Origin of the sequence: Paenibacillus sp. FSL R5-0341 (genome assembly GCF_037975235.1) — a bacterium.
Taxonomy (GTDB): domain Bacteria; phylum Bacillota; class Bacilli; order Paenibacillales; family Paenibacillaceae; genus Paenibacillus; species Paenibacillus amylolyticus_A.
Genome location: NZ_CP150241.1, coordinates 6365201 through 6380144 on the forward strand (window position 1 = coordinate 6365201; position 14944 = coordinate 6380144).

The 14944-nt window shown below is 46.6% G+C and carries 18 protein-coding genes; 7 read left to right on the top strand and 11 right to left on the bottom strand.

Annotation, left to right across the window (positions count from 1 at the left end):
• Nucleotides 1-154: 154 nt before the first annotated feature.
• The gene (locus MKX75_RS28525) at nt 155-898 is read right to left on the bottom strand and encodes an SDR family oxidoreductase (RefSeq protein WP_076332119.1); all 744 of its coding nucleotides are present in this window, start codon (nt 896-898) and stop codon (nt 155-157) included.
• 240 nt (nt 899-1138) lie between these two features.
• Between MKX75_RS28525 and MKX75_RS28530 the strand changes: the two genes are divergently transcribed.
• Both MKX75_RS28530 and MKX75_RS28535 read left to right on the top strand, forming a co-directional pair.
• Nucleotides 1139-1513 (top strand): helix-turn-helix domain-containing protein, encoded by a 375-nt coding sequence (locus tag MKX75_RS28530; RefSeq protein ID WP_339167748.1) that lies wholly within the window; start codon nt 1139-1141, stop codon nt 1511-1513.
• A gap of 209 nt (nt 1514-1722) precedes the next feature.
• The gene (locus MKX75_RS28535) at nt 1723-2769 is read left to right on the top strand and encodes a sugar diacid recognition domain-containing protein (protein ID WP_339167750.1); all 1047 of its coding nucleotides are present in this window, start codon (nt 1723-1725) and stop codon (nt 2767-2769) included.
• Nucleotides 2770-2897: 128 nt separating this feature from the next.
• Here MKX75_RS28535 and MKX75_RS28540 read toward each other — a convergent pair whose 3' ends face one another.
• The 3 genes from MKX75_RS28540 to MKX75_RS28550 form a co-directional block, all read right to left on the bottom strand.
• Nucleotides 2898-4064 carry a glycerate kinase gene (locus tag MKX75_RS28540; RefSeq protein ID WP_339167751.1) on the bottom strand — a complete coding sequence of 389 codons (1167 nt, stop codon included), beginning with the start codon at nt 4062-4064 and terminating at the stop codon, nt 2898-2900.
• Between the two features lie 30 nt (nt 4065-4094).
• A complete protein-coding gene (locus MKX75_RS28545; RefSeq protein WP_145150568.1) occupies nt 4095-5390 on the bottom strand; it encodes an SLC13 family permease in 1296 nt (431 codons plus the stop codon).
• Nucleotides 5391-5507: 117 nt separating this feature from the next.
• Nucleotides 5508-5942, bottom strand: a complete 435-nt coding sequence (locus tag MKX75_RS28550; RefSeq protein WP_339167752.1) for an Lrp/AsnC family transcriptional regulator — start codon at nt 5940-5942, stop codon at nt 5508-5510.
• A 160-nt stretch (nt 5943-6102) separates the two neighbouring features.
• Here MKX75_RS28550 and MKX75_RS28555 point away from each other — a divergent pair, with 160 nt between their 5' ends.
• Nucleotides 6103-6570, top strand: a complete 468-nt coding sequence (locus tag MKX75_RS28555) for a VOC family protein (protein WP_339167753.1) — start codon at nt 6103-6105, stop codon at nt 6568-6570.
• Nucleotides 6571-6661: 91 nt separating this feature from the next.
• On the opposite strand, the gene MKX75_RS28560 is transcribed toward MKX75_RS28555, so the two are convergent.
• Nucleotides 6662-7216, bottom strand: coding sequence for a hypothetical protein (locus MKX75_RS28560; protein ID WP_339167754.1), 555 nt, complete (start codon nt 7214-7216; stop codon nt 6662-6664).
• 96 nt (nt 7217-7312) lie between these two features.
• On the opposite strand from MKX75_RS28560, the gene MKX75_RS28565 reads away from it, so the two are divergent.
• The gene (locus MKX75_RS28565) at nt 7313-8230 is read left to right on the top strand and encodes a phosphatidate cytidylyltransferase (RefSeq protein ID WP_339167755.1); all 918 of its coding nucleotides are present in this window, start codon (nt 7313-7315) and stop codon (nt 8228-8230) included.
• 107 nt (nt 8231-8337) lie between these two features.
• On the opposite strand, the gene MKX75_RS28570 is transcribed toward MKX75_RS28565, so the two are convergent.
• A complete protein-coding gene (locus tag MKX75_RS28570) occupies nt 8338-8907 on the bottom strand; it encodes a hypothetical protein (protein WP_339167756.1) in 570 nt (189 codons plus the stop codon).
• Nucleotides 8908-9283: 376 nt separating this feature from the next.
• A complete protein-coding gene (locus tag MKX75_RS28575) occupies nt 9284-9661 on the bottom strand; it encodes a LysM peptidoglycan-binding domain-containing protein (protein ID WP_076332127.1) in 378 nt (125 codons plus the stop codon).
• Nucleotides 9662-9975: 314 nt separating this feature from the next.
• On the opposite strand from MKX75_RS28575, the gene MKX75_RS28580 reads away from it, so the two are divergent.
• From MKX75_RS28580 to MKX75_RS28590, 3 genes are all read left to right on the top strand, one after another.
• Nucleotides 9976-11028 carry a trifunctional transcriptional activator/DNA repair protein Ada/methylated-DNA--[protein]-cysteine S-methyltransferase gene (locus tag MKX75_RS28580; RefSeq protein WP_339167758.1) on the top strand — a complete coding sequence of 351 codons (1053 nt, stop codon included), beginning with the start codon at nt 9976-9978 and terminating at the stop codon, nt 11026-11028.
• Between the two features lie 77 nt (nt 11029-11105).
• On the top strand, nt 11106-11879 hold the full coding sequence (locus tag MKX75_RS28585) for an isocitrate lyase/phosphoenolpyruvate mutase family protein (protein ID WP_339167760.1): 774 nt from the start codon (nt 11106-11108) through the stop codon (nt 11877-11879).
• Between the two features lie 50 nt (nt 11880-11929).
• Nucleotides 11930-12448, top strand: a complete 519-nt coding sequence (locus MKX75_RS28590) for a hypothetical protein (RefSeq protein WP_339167762.1) — start codon at nt 11930-11932, stop codon at nt 12446-12448.
• Between the two features lie 188 nt (nt 12449-12636).
• Here the strand turns inward: MKX75_RS28590 and MKX75_RS28595 are convergent, their stop codons facing one another.
• From MKX75_RS28595 to MKX75_RS28610, 4 genes are all read right to left on the bottom strand, one after another.
• Nucleotides 12637-13335 (bottom strand): hypothetical protein, encoded by a 699-nt coding sequence (locus MKX75_RS28595; protein ID WP_076332130.1) that lies wholly within the window; start codon nt 13333-13335, stop codon nt 12637-12639.
• A complete protein-coding gene (locus MKX75_RS28600; protein WP_339167763.1) occupies nt 13332-14207 on the bottom strand; it encodes an ABC transporter ATP-binding protein in 876 nt (291 codons plus the stop codon). The genes MKX75_RS28595 and MKX75_RS28600 overlap by 4 nt, the downstream gene beginning before the upstream one ends.
• Nucleotides 14204-14584 carry a GntR family transcriptional regulator gene (locus tag MKX75_RS28605; RefSeq protein ID WP_062837083.1) on the bottom strand — a complete coding sequence of 127 codons (381 nt, stop codon included), beginning with the start codon at nt 14582-14584 and terminating at the stop codon, nt 14204-14206. Before MKX75_RS28605 ends, MKX75_RS28600 begins: the two co-directional genes overlap by 4 nt.
• A gap of 99 nt (nt 14585-14683) precedes the next feature.
• Nucleotides 14684-14854, bottom strand: a complete 171-nt coding sequence (locus tag MKX75_RS28610; RefSeq protein WP_091035488.1) for an aspartyl-phosphate phosphatase Spo0E family protein — start codon at nt 14852-14854, stop codon at nt 14684-14686.
• Between the last annotated feature and the right edge of the window lie 90 nt (nt 14855-14944).

The window sequence follows — 14944 nt, forward strand, 5'->3', positions numbered from 1 at the left end:
CACTGCGATAAACAGAATCTAAACAAAAAGAGCAAATAAAAGGAAAAAGATCCACCCCGTAGTAAAAAAACAGGATAGATCTCAACTTTTTTCGTCATAATTCATCATTTTATTTTTGAAAAATCATTATTTTAGACCTATATAACTTCAGCTGTTAAATCAAGGTGTACCCGCCATCCACATACAACGTACTGCCCGTAGTGAACGTATTCGTCATTAGATACGTAACAGTATGTGCAATTTCTTCATTGTAACCAACCCGCTTGAGCAGGGACAGCTTCTCATAATCTTTAAAATGCTCGCCGCGCGGCGTGCCTTCCTGCCCTTCCCGCCAGATGGTTCCAGGGGATACGACATTCACACGAACCGGTGCTAACTCCACAGCGAGTGCTTTACCCAGACTCTCAATTGCACCGTTACATGCAGCGTAGGAAGCACCGCCATCCAATGGGCGCTGGCTGAATCCACCAGACATTAACGTGATCGAACCGGAAGTCGAAAGATGCAGTGCAGCGTATTTAGCCGCAAAGTATTGAGGCCAGAACTTGCCTTTGAAACAACTCTCTGCCGTGTCCCGATCCGATGTCAGTGGTCCCCGGGTGTAGGCAGCACCTGGTGTGAACAGATGATCGAACGTGCCGATTCGGGCAAAAAATGCTTCGAGTTGCTGTTCATCCTGATTGTCCAATACATGAACTTCCACCACCGCTTCCCCATGCTCGCCTTTGCCTAGAACCTTCGCAATCTGTTCCCTCGCTTCCTCCAGTCTGGACGCTGATCTGCCTGCTATAATCACATCCGCACCTACCTCTGCTGCCTGAATTGCCGTAGCCAGTCCGATGCCTGAGCTCCCGCCAATAACAACGACCCGTTTATTCTCCAATGTATAGTGACTCATCTATGCTCATCCTCTCATCTCCGGTTATATAAGTGCATGTGCTCTCACGTTGTGTTCATTATTCATGAAATGAAGAACGTTGAATAGTACGCATTTACATCGTACCTAGTACGAATATTCGTACTATTGGAGCAGCTCACCACGGTTTTCCCCCATTTTTTCATAGAGACGATCGAGCAGAGACCACGAAAAACCGTTATGATGGAGATACATATAGACGTATAAACTGAGGTGATTACTATGGATTTACAAGAACCCAGGTTACAGGGAGTATTAACAACGCTGGAGACCATTAATGGGAAATGGAAACCACTTATCTTGTTTATTTTATTGAAGGAAGGTACGAAACGATTTGGTGAACTACGACGCATGATTCCTGATGTAGCCCAGGGCACATTAACAAAACAATTGCGCGAGCTGGAGCAGGATCGAATCATTGTGCGCACGCTCTATGGGGATGTTCCACCGAAGGTGGAATACAGCCTGTCCGAACACGGCCAGACGATCAGCACGTTATTGGACGGCATGTGTGGTTGGGGCAAAGAACATCTGAACTACCTGAACAGCACACAAGGTGCCATAACGGACAAGGGTAACACGAGCGAAGCGACTTGAATAACAACTATAAAATGAAATGCCACAGCAAGGTATCAGGTATCCAACAATCCAGCCATTCCAGGAACACCTTAATCCTGACCGCCCTGCTTGTGTAAGCCTTACCATTGCTCTATAATTTCGTTCAGATGCACAATATGGTATCGGGCGGAATGATCATCAGAGAAGATGCGCATTTAGCACGATGAGATGGAAGGGGAGGAGCTTCGTTGTTGCAGCTTTCGGAAAAACAGGCACAGGACATTGTCGATAAAATGATGCAGGACATCCCATACAACATCAACATTATGAATGAACATGGCATTATTATTGGAAGTGGTCAGAAGGAACGTGTGGGCACAGTTCATCAGGGTGCTGTCCGCGCGTTAACGACAGGAAGCAGGATTGAAGTTTGGCAGGATGGTATACTGGAGAAAATGGGGACCAACGAACCGATTCTAATCAATCAGCAGCATGTCGGAGTCATTGGCATATCCGGTCATCCGGATGAAGTTCGACCTTTCTGCAACATCGTGCGTACTACCGTGTCTCTCTTGATCGAACAGCGTAATCAATTGGAAAGTATGGCCCATGAAGCTTCACGTCAAAAAGCCTTTATCGAACGACTGCTGAACCAATCGGGTTCCTACTCACAAAAGGTCAAAAAGGAAGCTCTGCAATACCGGATTGATCTGCAATTGCCGACCGTTCTTCTATATGTCCGTTTCCCCGGGAAATCCATCGCGGCTGACACTGAGATCATCCGAATATTGCTCCAAGTTCCTTCATTCTCTGTTGAAGGTGATGGCGACACACAGATCATCCTGATCCAGAATGAAGCAGACGTTGATCCGATGATTCAGCGTTTGAGACAGATCACACCCGCAGCATTCATCGCCGTCAGCCAAAAAGAAGCGAATATCGCCACCAGTTACGAACAGGCCCGGTGTGTGATGAACATCCTGCTGGCGCTTCAACCAGACTCACCGATCATTCGGTATGAGGATGTGCCCTTTTTGGTACGATTCAGCGCGGCTGATCTAACACCGCATGCCAATATCGTCAGCAAACTTGAGGATACAGCTGACCTGCTAGATACGCTGCGCAGTTTTATCCATCATAACGGCAGCATGACCACAACAGCGGACCATCTCAATATTCATCGCAATACCCTTCAATATCGGCTCAAACGCATACAGACCCTGACGGGCAAAGACCCGCGTAATTGGCTGGAGCTCATCGAGCTCACCCACGGACTACTCGCGTTCTATCAGTAGCGTCAGAACAGCTTCGAGGATAGCAAAGAGACGAGACACAGATCACCTGATCTCAGGCATATCCGTATCCCGTCTTTGTCACATCTCAGTCCAATACGTCCCCGTACGACCTTATGCAAAATACTCACCTAAGATAGCAGACCCAGCTTCAGCACCCTGGCAATATTCTCGGTTGTACGCTCCACATTCTCCGGGCCTTCTCGCAATAGTCGCTCCAGATCTGCTGCCCCAGGCACAATACCAAATATGGCATCAATGCCTTCCCCGTAAAGGGTGTCAATCCCTTCGCCCACGTAGCCTGCAATGGCAATTACAGGTTTACCCGCTTCCTTGGCTGCCCGAGCAACGCCATAGGGGGTCTTGCCAAATTTCGTTTGAAAGTCGATACCGCCTTCGCCCGTAAATACGACATCCGCAGCAATTAATTTACCACGTAACTCCGTATATTCAATGACAATTTCAACGCCTTTACGCAACACTGCCTGTGTAAAAATCAAAAGTCCCGCACCCAGTCCGCCAGCCGCTCCGGCACCGGGTATATCACGGATATCTTTGTACAGCTGCTGCTTTACCACATCTGCATAATGGGACAGGTTCGCATCCAGCTGCTCAACTATCTCTGGAGTAGCCCCTTTTTGCGGCCCAAACACCCTTGATGCACCATGCTCCCCACAGAGCGGATTGGTCACATCACAGGCCACAATGAACTCCACTTCCTGCAAACGCTCATCCAGACCCGACACATCAATCTGGGCCAGTTGATCCAAAGCCCCTCCACCCCGTGCAAGTGGCTGACCCTGTTCATCCAGAAATTTAGCGCCAAGCGCTTCAGCCATGCCGGCACCACCATCATTAGTCGCACTGCCACCAATGCCGATGATGATTTTGCGTATGCCTCGGTCCAGACACGCTCGAATCAACTCGCCCGTTCCATAGGTTGTCGTCCGTAGCGGATCTCGGGTTTCTTTGGTTACCAGATGTATGCCACTGGCCGATGCCATCTCAATGGCCGCCGTTGTTCCGTCACCCAGAATGCCATACTGGGCAGTCACTGTATGACCTAATGGTCCGCTCACCTCTTGCTGGTGAAGGGAACCACCGGAAGCATCCACAAGGGACTGTACCGTGCCTTCCCCACCATCTGCCATGGGTACATGGATATAACTTGCCGTCGGGTATATCTTACGCAATCCTTTTTCCATCGCGACACATACTTCTTTCGCTGTCATGCTTTCTTTGAACGAATCTGGTGCCAGAACAAATGTCTTCTCTCTAGTCTCTTCAGTTTCTCTCATCTCTCTCACTCCATCCGTTAGATTAAAGAATTAAAGAATAAATCCGTACAGTAACGTCGCTACAATAGCCATCGTGCCACCCACAATCGCTTCATATGGAATCACGCCCATCCGCTGACGAATCGTCATCTTCATGCTGTCAGCCGACACGTGAAAATAATTTCCTTGTGGTAAGGAATCAATAACGGTTGCCCCCGTGTGCACCATCACGGCAGCTGCGAGCGGCGCTGTGCCCATGTTCAGAATGGCGTCACCGAAGGAGCCTGTTGCCAAAATAACTCCTGTCGACGTCGAAGCCGTCGCTGCCGCCATCAGAATTCCCGCGATCGGTGCGAGGAAGGTACCGGATATTCCGGATGCTTCAATCAGACCCACCACCTGACCTGACAGATCAGAAGCAGAGATAAGTCCCGCTATCCCACCTGCACCCACCAGAATGAGCACGGTTGCTGTCATTTTATTTAATCCTGCGGTTGAGTATTTCACGATGTTTCTACCTTGTCCCATCGCCAACATACCGATGATACCTGCTATTGGAAGAATGTACATCGCATCCACTTTAAAAGTAGACAATGCTTCAATACCCGCGATAGAGCCGATGGGATTGATCATCAACAGAATGATCGCAACCAATGGGGCAACAATGGCTTTGCCAAGTGGCGGATACTTCGATGTATCTACATCGCCCTGTTCTGCTTCTTGATCAGTAACCATTACACCCTTGTTCTTGAGCATTGAAGCTACAATTACAGTTACAATCAAGCCGCAGATCGCTGGAATAACGCCTGCCAGCATAACATTGCTCAGATCCAGATCAAATCCTCGCGCTGCTGCAATGGTATTGGGATTCGGGGAGATAATGTTCCCCGCCTTGCCCCCACCCGATAAGGCCAGCAGCAGGGCCAATTTGGATATGCCCATTTTATTACCTACAGACAAGGCAATCGGTGCAACGATCAGCACAGCCACGGGGATAAATACCCCAACGGCGGTGATGATCATCGTGGCCAGTGCTAGCGCCAGAATGGCTTTACTTCCGCCAAATTTACGTACAATCGCCTGCGCTATCGTCTCCGCGGCTCCCGATTCCATCATCACACCCGCAAGCACCCCGGCAGCCAGTACGCGGAGTACGGTTCCCATGACACTTTGTGTGCCATCCACCAGTATGTTTACGGTCTCTTCCAGGTTCGCTCCGCCAATTAAAGCGCCTACAATTGCGCCCAGAAATAAAGAATAGACCGGGTTCAGCTTCCTCAAAATCAAAATGATCGCAATAGCCAGTCCTGCCAGAGCACCAATCCAGCTAATCGTTAATGGTTCCATTGTCAATTGCCCCCCATGCACTTGTTGAACACGCTTTCATTATAGTTGCTGGAGGCCAGAATAAATATTGATGAAAGGACGAAATTCATTGTGCATATGCACAACGAACTTCATCACCTAGAGGAGAATACGATTTTCCATGATATTTTTCATGCTGATATGGGATTTCGAGGGTCCCAGCTTCACCAGTGAATCCTGGAACTCGGCCAATTCTTCAATTGACGCCGTCTGTACCTTGATCAGATAGTTATACTCACCGCTAATCCGATAAACGTCCGTGACTTCGATGGCCTGTTCACAGAACTGGACCAACTCGTCGCAATGCTCTGTTTTGAGCAAAATAAACGTCGTGGTTCCACGGTTTAATTGGGCCAGATTATAGATGGTCGAATAGCCCGTTATCACACCTCTCTCCTCCAGTTTCAGAATTCTTTCCTTAACGGAAGGCTGAGACATATTAATTTCTTTACTAATCTGTGCAATGGGCATACGTGCATGATGTTGCAGCAAACGCATAATCTGCTGATCGATCTCATCTATCATGTGTTCCATTGGTAAGACCTCCGAGTCGTCGCCTTATTTAATAAGGTTTTCCTGATAAATTAGCTAAGAATGTATTGATTTTATCTCATTATATCCTTTGATATCATATGGTTCCAACGCGATATTGTCCCTATACTTTAGAATACAATCTGAAGAGGGAGCGATGAATGTGAGTGTTATAGGACTTGCACATGTGGCTATTCAGGCCCGAAATTATAAAGATACCCTGGAGTTTTACACAAAAGTATTAGGATTCAAGGTCGGTCACTCTTGGAGTTTGCCTTCCTTCCACATTACGGAGGCATGTATGCTGATCTCTCCGGATCAACGCACCTGCATTGAGGTGTTTGACCCCAAAGCCGTCATTCCTGCGGAGGGTGAACCTGCCACCTCTCCTGAAGCGGTCCGGCACGGCGCACTATTACATTTCGCCTTTTACGTGCACGATGTAGAAGACATCTATCAGCGAGCGCTCGCATATGGGGCCAAGGCCTATGTTGAACCGGATTGGTTATCGCTTGGAGAACCTGCACTTCGGGTTAGAAATGCGCTCGTCCACAGTCCGAATGGTGAAGTGATTGAATTCCTCGAAGAGGTTAATTTCGACCGATCATCATCCCCACCATCATCCATATGAAGTACACAAACAGCCTGTTGCCTCTTCATCCGTGGCAGCAGGCTGCTTTATTGTTGATCTTACTTGAGAGCTCACAGCACACGCACCTACCCTATTCCTGCTCTGCATTGCCCAGCGTATATTCGCTTAGCTTCCCTTCATAGACCAATTTCAATCGTTCACTCTGGCGAAAATCATCCGGTGTCACCAGTGCCGGAAGCTTGTTCCACAGTTTGATTCCCGAACGCTGTAGAATTTCAGCTACAAATTGGGAGCAGAAGTAGGAGTTGCTGAACTCCACCGGCTCCTTGAGCGTAATGCCGATCACGCCGAGCAGATTGTACATATATTTCTGGCGGCTGCGGATGAAGATGTGTAGCACACGTTTCATCTTTTCCACTTCACGATCTGTCACTTGAAGCTCATATATGACACATGTCGTATTGGGATACTTGCTGTATGTACCTGTCTGGATATCTTCCTTCACAAACCCGCCGTTCAGCGGATTGCTCGGATGCTTGCGGCCGAAGCTGTACAACTCCGTTAATTCCCGGTCAAATGAGATCGATGCGTGATTATATGGCGCTCGGGTATAGCTCTGAATAACCTTGGTAAACAACGTTCCTGTATTCGTAAGCAAGATATAGATGGAGCGTTCATCTGTCATAGCAAAATTTCCCCTTATCAAGTTGGCACTATTCCTTCATAATAACATAGGTACCCTATAATGGAATCTTACTTTGAATAAGCAGGTGATCGGTACGTGAGCAGTTCACTCTTTACACTAACGCTAATCTTCACAGCTTTACTTGTGATACATATCGTGTACAAAGTTATTGCAAAGCTTCAGCCAACCAAAGACTATTCAGGCATCGGCCAAAAAATCAAAACCTGGTGGGGCATGTTTGTCATCTTCTGCCTAGCTACCCTCTTCAATCCTATTGTGTCCCTGATCTCCCTCATGGTGCTTGCATTCTTCTCACTCAAAGAATACTTCTCCATGATTCGCAGTACGCGCAAGGCCGACCGCAGGCTGTTCCTGTGGGCGTATCTGGCGATTCCGGTTCAGTTCTACTGGATCTACATTGGATGGTATGGCATGTTTATCGTGTTTATTCCGCTATATGTGTTCCTGGTGCTGCCCTTGCCACGCTTGATTAACAAAGGTACGGTCGGGTTCCTGCGCAGTGTCAGCTCCACACAATGGGGATTAATGCTGATGGTGTTCGGACTGAGCCACCTGGCCTATTTCCCTTTCGCCACACCGGAGTATGGCTCCAAGCTGGTACTGTTCCTCGTCGTGTTAACACAGCTTAATGATGTGGTGCATTATCTGGTTTCTCTCTATCTGGGCAAACGAAAAGTGGTGCCCACCGCTAACCCATTTGTCACTTGGGAAGGGTTCGCGTGTGCATTTATTGTAACGACAGCAACGTCTTATTTTATCCATCCCTACCTGACGCCATTTGATTGGAAATTCTCGCTGTTCATCGGGGTACTGATCAGTTTGGCTGGATTCTTCGGTATTCTGACGGTATCTGTACTGAAGCGCGATCTATTAATCGGGGATGATAACAAGTTCGATTCGCTCAAAAAAAGCTACCTAAGCCGGGTCGACAGCCTGACCTATACCTCTCCGGTTATGTTCCACGTGGTCCGTTATTTCTTTGACTTTATGTAGCAACAGATGGATCGGCGATCTTGTAATTAGGTATGTCAAAAAAAGCAGCCCCAGTGGCTGCTTTTCCTGTTCATCAGGCTCCAGACGGAGCCTTCATGATATGCCTGCTACTTCAACGTGATTTCTTTCTCGGACATGATTTCGTTCCCCTCATCATTCGTGAACACAAACGTAGCTTTACCGCGCTCGCCCTTCATCTCATCCGAATAGATAAAGCCGGAGAATTGTCCATTGCCGCTAAAGTAAAAGCCCTCTTCACCATTCCCACCATGTTCAATAGCTTCCTGTAGCGAATTCACAATCGTCACCGTGTTAGACGTCCATCTCATCTCCGTTAGTGCATAACCCTTCGGAACCTGTTTAATTCCAAAATCAAAGCTATTGCCCTCCATCGGTTTCTCTGACTGGTCGATGACGATATCAATCTGCTCCGACGGTTCAGTGGATTCCGATTGCGCCGTAGGCTTTCCTTCATCACCACTGGTACTGCCTTGGTCATTGTTATTCTTCGCATCCGCATTGGGAACAGAGCTTTCCCCAGCTTTCTCTATGGGTTGCTTCGATTGCGGATAGGCATGCTCCTGAACGGATTCGTTATTATTTTTGGCACCACAGGCACTGACGAATAGCGAAATACAGAGCACAGACATGCAAAGTGCAGATTTCTTTATATTCATGTTCATCATCTCATTCTCCCTTCATCTATCTACAGCACATATGTCTATATCAGTTGAACTAATCATTTACACGATAACGGAGAGGACAGAAAAAACCTGAAAAAGCGAAGCGTTCGCCTTTATCCCCGGATTTTACCTTTAAGAAAAGGGAATCAAAAAATCTGGGGATAACAGCGATTGGAAGGTTATTCTGTCATCGTAGTGTCAGTGTAAATATTCTTTAGTTCAACTTATATAGCACACCACTTACTAATCACTACACCATATCGTCCCTCATGAAGCTCCATTATATGTAAATGATTAATGAATTCAGTATGCGAATGTACCTCGATGAATAAAGTAAGAACTCTGTTAATGACGTCATGCACCGTTTATTTTATCGATCAAATCCTGGCAAGACTAAAACTTGTCCAATTCGAATGGAGTTTTGCTCCAGTTCATTTACTTTTTTGACCGCTTCTATATATACACGCGTATCCATCTGCTGAGGTTTATGCGCCAAAGAAATACTCCACAGCGTATCTCCCTGAGATACAACGACCTGGTCCCCTGATAACAACTGTTCATCCCCAGCAAATACGGTGAATACAGCACTGCATCCTATGATTATAATTAGGGCTATGATGATCATCTTCGAAAGCCAGGTTGGCATCTTTACACGCTGCATGAATTGCTTTTTGACATACATGGTGCGAGACTCGGACGTTTTTGTATAAACGGGTTCATAAATACTTTTGTACGTGGAATATCTCATTCTAGTCGACCTCCAAACTTTCGTTCCGCTAATCTTTAGTTTTAGTTTTTTCATGCTTACCTATGTAATTTTCCTATAACAATGAACCGTCAATAATCATCTTTTTTACCAAATAGGCATCTTTGCCTAAATCACTCTACTTGGATAGGTCTATATTACCAGTTCACTCTAAACAAATTCTGAACAAAACCAATTCCTTCTCCAATCAAATTCAACATATCGAATATTCATGCCTGATTTTCGGCGATGCTTGCTGTAACACTTTTCTATAATGGGATAAAGATTAAGATTCTAACGAGGTAAGGACGTGCCCCATGATTTCTGATGATCTAAAGGAACAATATTACGAGGCGCTTGTGGCCAAGGATTCGGAATACGAAGGTTTATTCTATGTTGGGGTCCGAACCACAGGTGTGTTCTGTCGTCCCACATGCCCGGCGCGAAAGCCAAAATTCGAAAACTGCGAATTCTATGAGACGGCTCAGCAGGCACTTCTGGCTTCGTATCGCCCTTGCCAGCGCTGTCGCCCGTTATCTCACCCCAATCAAGTATCGGATGTCGTTCGCATACTGGTGGAAGCTGTCGAGAAACAACCGGAGAAACGCTGGAAAGAGCAGGATTTCAAGGCCCTCTCCATCGATGAGTCCACGGCGCGCCGACAATTCAAGAAGCGGTTCGGCATGACCTTTGTCGAATATGCCCGTGCCCGCCGCATGGGACTTGCACTAAAAAATATTCGCTCCGGCCGCACCGTGATTGACAGTCAACTATCTACCGGATATGAGTCAAGCAGCGGCTTCCGCGATGCCTTTTCACGGATCATGGGTGCCGCCCCTACACAAGTTGATGAAGGGCATGTCCTGAAAGCGTCCTGGATTGACACCCGCCTTGGTCCGATGATGGCCATTGCAGATGACGAGGCTCTATATTTACTGGAATTTGTGGACCGAAGAGGCTTGGAGCGCGAGGTTGAGCGTCTGCGCAAACGAACCAAATCGTCTATTGTTCCCGGTACTACGGCTCCCATACAGTCCATTGAGCGAGAATTAAACGAGTATTTTCAGGGCGAAAGGACAGCATTCGACACACCGTTGTTCTGTTTAGGAACACCATTTCAAAAACGTGTGTGGGACGAGCTTATAGCCATTCCGGCAGGGGAGACGAGGTCGTATCAGGATATTGCGAATGCACTGGGAAAACCAACTGCGTGTCGAGCCGTGGCACAGGCGAATGGGGCCAACCAGCTTGCGATTGTGATCCCATGTCACCGAGTAATCAATGCCAGTGGTGAACTGGGCGGATACGGCGGGGGATTAACTCGCAAAAACTGGCTTTTGACTCACGAGAAACAGGAACAGGATAGCTGAAAAACGGAATGAATTAATGGAGTACGCATCAAATGTCCAAAGGAATGCATGATATAACAAAGGAGAGTCAACATAATATGAGTACCTTAGAAGAAAAAGCTGCGTTGTTCCAAAAAAGCCATGTGAAAGGAAAACCACTTGTTCTGGTCAATGTGTGGGATGCTGGAAGCGCAAAAGCCATGCAATCGGTTGGAGCAACGGCCATTGCAACCGGAAGCTGGTCTGTGGCTGCGGCCCATGGTGAGCAAGATGGGGAAGCCCTGTCATTCCATCTGGTACTTGCCAATCTCGCACGGATTACAGGGAGCGTGGATCTGCCTGTAACGATCGATATAGAGGGAGGGTATGGGAGGTTGGTGTCAGAAGTAAAGCAAAATATCCTGCAAGTCATCGATCATGGTGCTGTAGGAGTCAACATTGAAGATCAACTCTCCGCTGGTTCGGGATTGTACACTGTGGAGGAGCAATGCCCTAGGCTGTCCGCCGCCCGGGAAGCTGCCGAGCAAGCAGGCATACCCTTGTTCATTAACGCCCGCACAGATATTTTTCTACAACACGCACCTGAACACCATAACCAATCTCTCCTAGAGGAAGCACTTATACGTTCGAACCATTATGCAGAGGCAGGAGCCAGCGGTCTGTTCGTACCGGGTTTGCAGGATCACCAACTGATTCAAGAATTGTGTGAGCGTTCGCCGCTGCCAATTAACGTCATGGTTACCTCTTCTGAACCTTCACCAAAACAACTTGCTGCACTCGGTGTAGCTCGCGTAAGCTATGGACCTTATCCTTATCTGCAAGCTATGGAACACCTGAAAGAACTGGGGAGAAGTATTTTATCGGGAAATTAACTGGAGGGCATGTTATAATCACCTCTATTGAACATTTACAGGAGGCAATTATGCTTAACGTGGAACAAAAGCTTGAAGTGCTACAATCGTATCCCCAACTGCAACGCAAAGATGTTTCTCTCGGTCGTGTTAATTTCCACTACGAGGATAGTGCGTATGATAAAAAAATTGTTGCTCTCCATATTCACCCTAACGGTAACGGTTATATCTATGCAGGGCTGCTGCCTGACTATGAGACCGATGCTAAAGGATTCGTCAATATTCGTGATTACTCCGAAGCAGATCTGCGCACATTGTTAGATGAAACGATCCAAGCGATGTCTCACAATCCCAACTCAGTTGAATTCGAAGAGCCAGAACAAGTAAAAGCTGTTGCTCCTGCCTTGTCTACAACCTCTACGGGTGGCGGAACATGGGTCGATGAGGATGGACATACGCTGACTTTAAAATACGAAGATGACATGTGGTATGTGTATTCCGGTGTTAATCTGGATATGGCTTTTGAAACGCGTAGCGAAGCCGGCGAGTACCTCAAAGACGAAGGCTTCAAACCACAGACTCAAGCTTAACGCGCATACACATTAGTTTGGATTGCACAAAGATTGTTGAAGGTATATTCAGCGATTTAGGATGATACCAAAAACACGAGGCGCGTTCGCACCTCGTGTTTTTCTGATTACAGTGGAATTTCATTCCTCCGTTATCGTGTAAATGATTAGTTCAACTTATACAGATTTCTTTATACAACAGTTTCCCGTTAGTCTTTTTTGGATTTCATGGTTAGCGGCGCATTCTTCATCATCGGATACGTAGACAGAAGTAGCGCACCACCAATGCATCCCAGAACAGTGAACAGTGTCATGCGATTGACCCTAGCAATCCACAACGTAAACTCACCAAGATCGCCCAATGTAATGATCAGCGTAATGACCAAGCCTACCCCAAAGAACATAATGAAAAAGTTACGCAACCCCAAACGCATCCAACAAACCGTCGGGAAGACAGAGACTCCCAGTACGAGAAAGCCACACATCAGATCAATCCACAGGTAGGATAAGAAATGATATTCACTTGAATACAACATGCCTGGCTGATAGAGGGTAACGTCAACAATCCCTTTTTCCTGAAGCAGGTGTATGAGGAAATACACCACATGCAAAATGACCATAGTGCCTGCAACCATCCATACCGAGTTCATATAGAAGGATTTCATGAATTGAATTCGTGTACTGCCCATACCAATCGCAACCGGAAACAGTGTAATGATTCCCCCGATCGCAAACGTGCATATCCCTCCGTACATGGGACCAAACAGTTGTGTGGCATACGAGACATCAAATATGAAACCAATTGCCAGATATACAACGGTGAGCATGACCGCAATGGATGAAAATATGCCTAAATACAAACGCATATCATCCCGAATCAGTCGATTCGTGCCTTTTACTGCGTTCATGGTTTAACCCCCTCTTGATTACGGGTTCTGTTAACCAAATAATCCTGTAATGTCGCCTTCTCAATGGAAAGCCCCTGCGCATGAGCAATATCCTTCCACATTTTCGAGTATGGCTCATCAATCATCACTTTCAATGTCGATCCCATCTGGGAAGATTCGATAACTTTAACATCTGCTGTGACTTGATTAATATCGTCAATTCTCCCTGTTAGAAGAACTCCTTTTTCGCGCATCTCTTCCATCGGCTGATTTAACAACACCTCTCCGTCCTGCAAAACGATAAGCGACTCACATAAGGGCTGAATCTCCTCAATATGATGGCTGGATATCAGGATCAGACGCGGGTTATCTTCATAACTTTCCAGAAGCGCATTGTAGAAGAATTTACGCTTCTCCGCATCGAGTCCATTGGTAGGTTCATCTAGAATGGTTATCTTTGCATTACTGGCAAGACCCAATATAATCTGGGCGGCAGTCTTCATACCCTTCGAAAATTTAATGATCTTTTTCTTCCCCGGTAGTTCGAACACATCGATTAAACGCTCCGCCAAATCCTGATTCCACTGCGGATGAAAATATTGTCCCATTTGAACCATGTCACTAACTGTCCAGTTTTTCCCCAGGGGATGATTCTCCTGGATGTAGCACAGATGCTCTTGGGCTGCCAGATTATTATAGGGGTCTTGACCCATGATCTGAACGGATCCACTGTCCGGGCGATTATGCCCTGCAAGTAAACTCATCAGTGTTGTTTTCCCCGCTCCATTTCTTCCCCAGATGGCACTAATGATCGGCTCACTCTCATGTAGCGTAACCTGGTTTAGAACGGGTGTCTTCTGGTAGCTGTAGTTGACCTGCTCCATATGAATCATAAGTCACTCTCCTTATCCTTCTTGCCGCGAATCAGATCAATAATCATGTCTTCATTCATGTGAATCCGTCTGGCTTCTTCAAGTAAAGGCTTGATGTATTCTTCATAAAAATCTTGCTTCCGTTCAACGAGCAATGCTTCTCTTGCTCCCTTTGCAACAAACATTCCAACACCTCGCTGTTTGTATATAATCCCCTTGTCCACGAGTTCCTGCAGTCCTTTGCGGGCTGTAGCCGGATTGATATTGTAGAAGCGTGACAGTTCATTGGTTGAGGGAACCTGTTCTTCCACCTTCAATCTGCCCTCCACAATATCGTCCATAATCATCGTGGCAATCTGATGAAAAATAGGCTGAGATTCATCCAAAGTCGATTTCATGTGCTTCCAACTTTCATACGTATTCATTAGTCAGTTAGTCGGTTAGTTAATCATGTAACTAACTATAGTATACAAAGACGCAAATGTAAATAGGCGAACTTAACTCATTGCCTTTCCTACCTTGGCTCTGTTGTATTGATTAATAAGACCGTCCAGGACTACGGATTGCTGGATCACTTCCGGATGAAGCAGACTGCCGTATTCCATATGCATGCGATATAACAACTGTCTGGCATCTTCGATCCGTGATATCAAATCCAGGCGATCCATAGTATCCCTCCTTTTTGTCATATTTTAGTGTATTATGCCAATCAAAAGCGCGTGTAAGATACGACATACTTATTCTTCCACTTCAATACA

What these genes read in the sequence shown, in the direction of transcription:
- MKX75_RS28610 (WP_091035488.1), bottom strand. Translation starts at nt 14,854, where the DNA reads ATGGATCGCCTGGATTTGATATCACGGATCGAAGATGCCAGACAGTTG.
- MKX75_RS28575 (WP_076332127.1), bottom strand. Translation starts at nt 9,661, where the DNA reads ATGAGATATTCCACGTACAAAAGTATTTATGAACCCGTTTATACAAAA.
- MKX75_RS28560 (WP_339167754.1), bottom strand. Translation starts at nt 7,216, where the DNA reads ATGACAGATGAACGCTCCATCTATATCTTGCTTACGAATACAGGAACG.
- MKX75_RS28590 (WP_339167762.1), top strand. Translation starts at nt 11,930, where the DNA reads ATGCTTAACGTGGAACAAAAGCTTGAAGTGCTACAATCGTATCCCCAA.
- MKX75_RS28550 (WP_339167752.1), bottom strand. Translation starts at nt 5,942, where the DNA reads ATGGAACACATGATAGATGAGATCGATCAGCAGATTATGCGTTTGCTG.
- MKX75_RS28545 (WP_145150568.1), bottom strand. Translation starts at nt 5,390, where the DNA reads ATGGAACCATTAACGATTAGCTGGATTGGTGCTCTGGCAGGACTGGCT.
- MKX75_RS28585 (WP_339167760.1), top strand. Translation starts at nt 11,106, where the DNA reads ATGAGTACCTTAGAAGAAAAAGCTGCGTTGTTCCAAAAAAGCCATGTG.
- MKX75_RS28580 (WP_339167758.1), top strand. Translation starts at nt 9,976, where the DNA reads ATGATTTCTGATGATCTAAAGGAACAATATTACGAGGCGCTTGTGGCC.
- MKX75_RS28525 (WP_076332119.1), bottom strand. Translation starts at nt 898, where the DNA reads ATGAGTCACTATACATTGGAGAATAAACGGGTCGTTGTTATTGGCGGG.
- MKX75_RS28540 (WP_339167751.1), bottom strand. Translation starts at nt 4,064, where the DNA reads ATGAGAGAAACTGAAGAGACTAGAGAGAAGACATTTGTTCTGGCACCA.
- MKX75_RS28570 (WP_339167756.1), bottom strand. Translation starts at nt 8,907, where the DNA reads ATGAATATAAAGAAATCTGCACTTTGCATGTCTGTGCTCTGTATTTCG.
- MKX75_RS28595 (WP_076332130.1), bottom strand. Translation starts at nt 13,335, where the DNA reads ATGAACGCAGTAAAAGGCACGAATCGACTGATTCGGGATGATATGCGT.
- MKX75_RS28600 (WP_339167763.1), bottom strand. Translation starts at nt 14,207, where the DNA reads ATGATTCATATGGAGCAGGTCAACTACAGCTACCAGAAGACACCCGTT.
- MKX75_RS28605 (WP_062837083.1), bottom strand. Translation starts at nt 14,584, where the DNA reads ATGAAATCGACTTTGGATGAATCTCAGCCTATTTTTCATCAGATTGCC.
- MKX75_RS28530 (WP_339167748.1), top strand. Translation starts at nt 1,139, where the DNA reads ATGGATTTACAAGAACCCAGGTTACAGGGAGTATTAACAACGCTGGAG.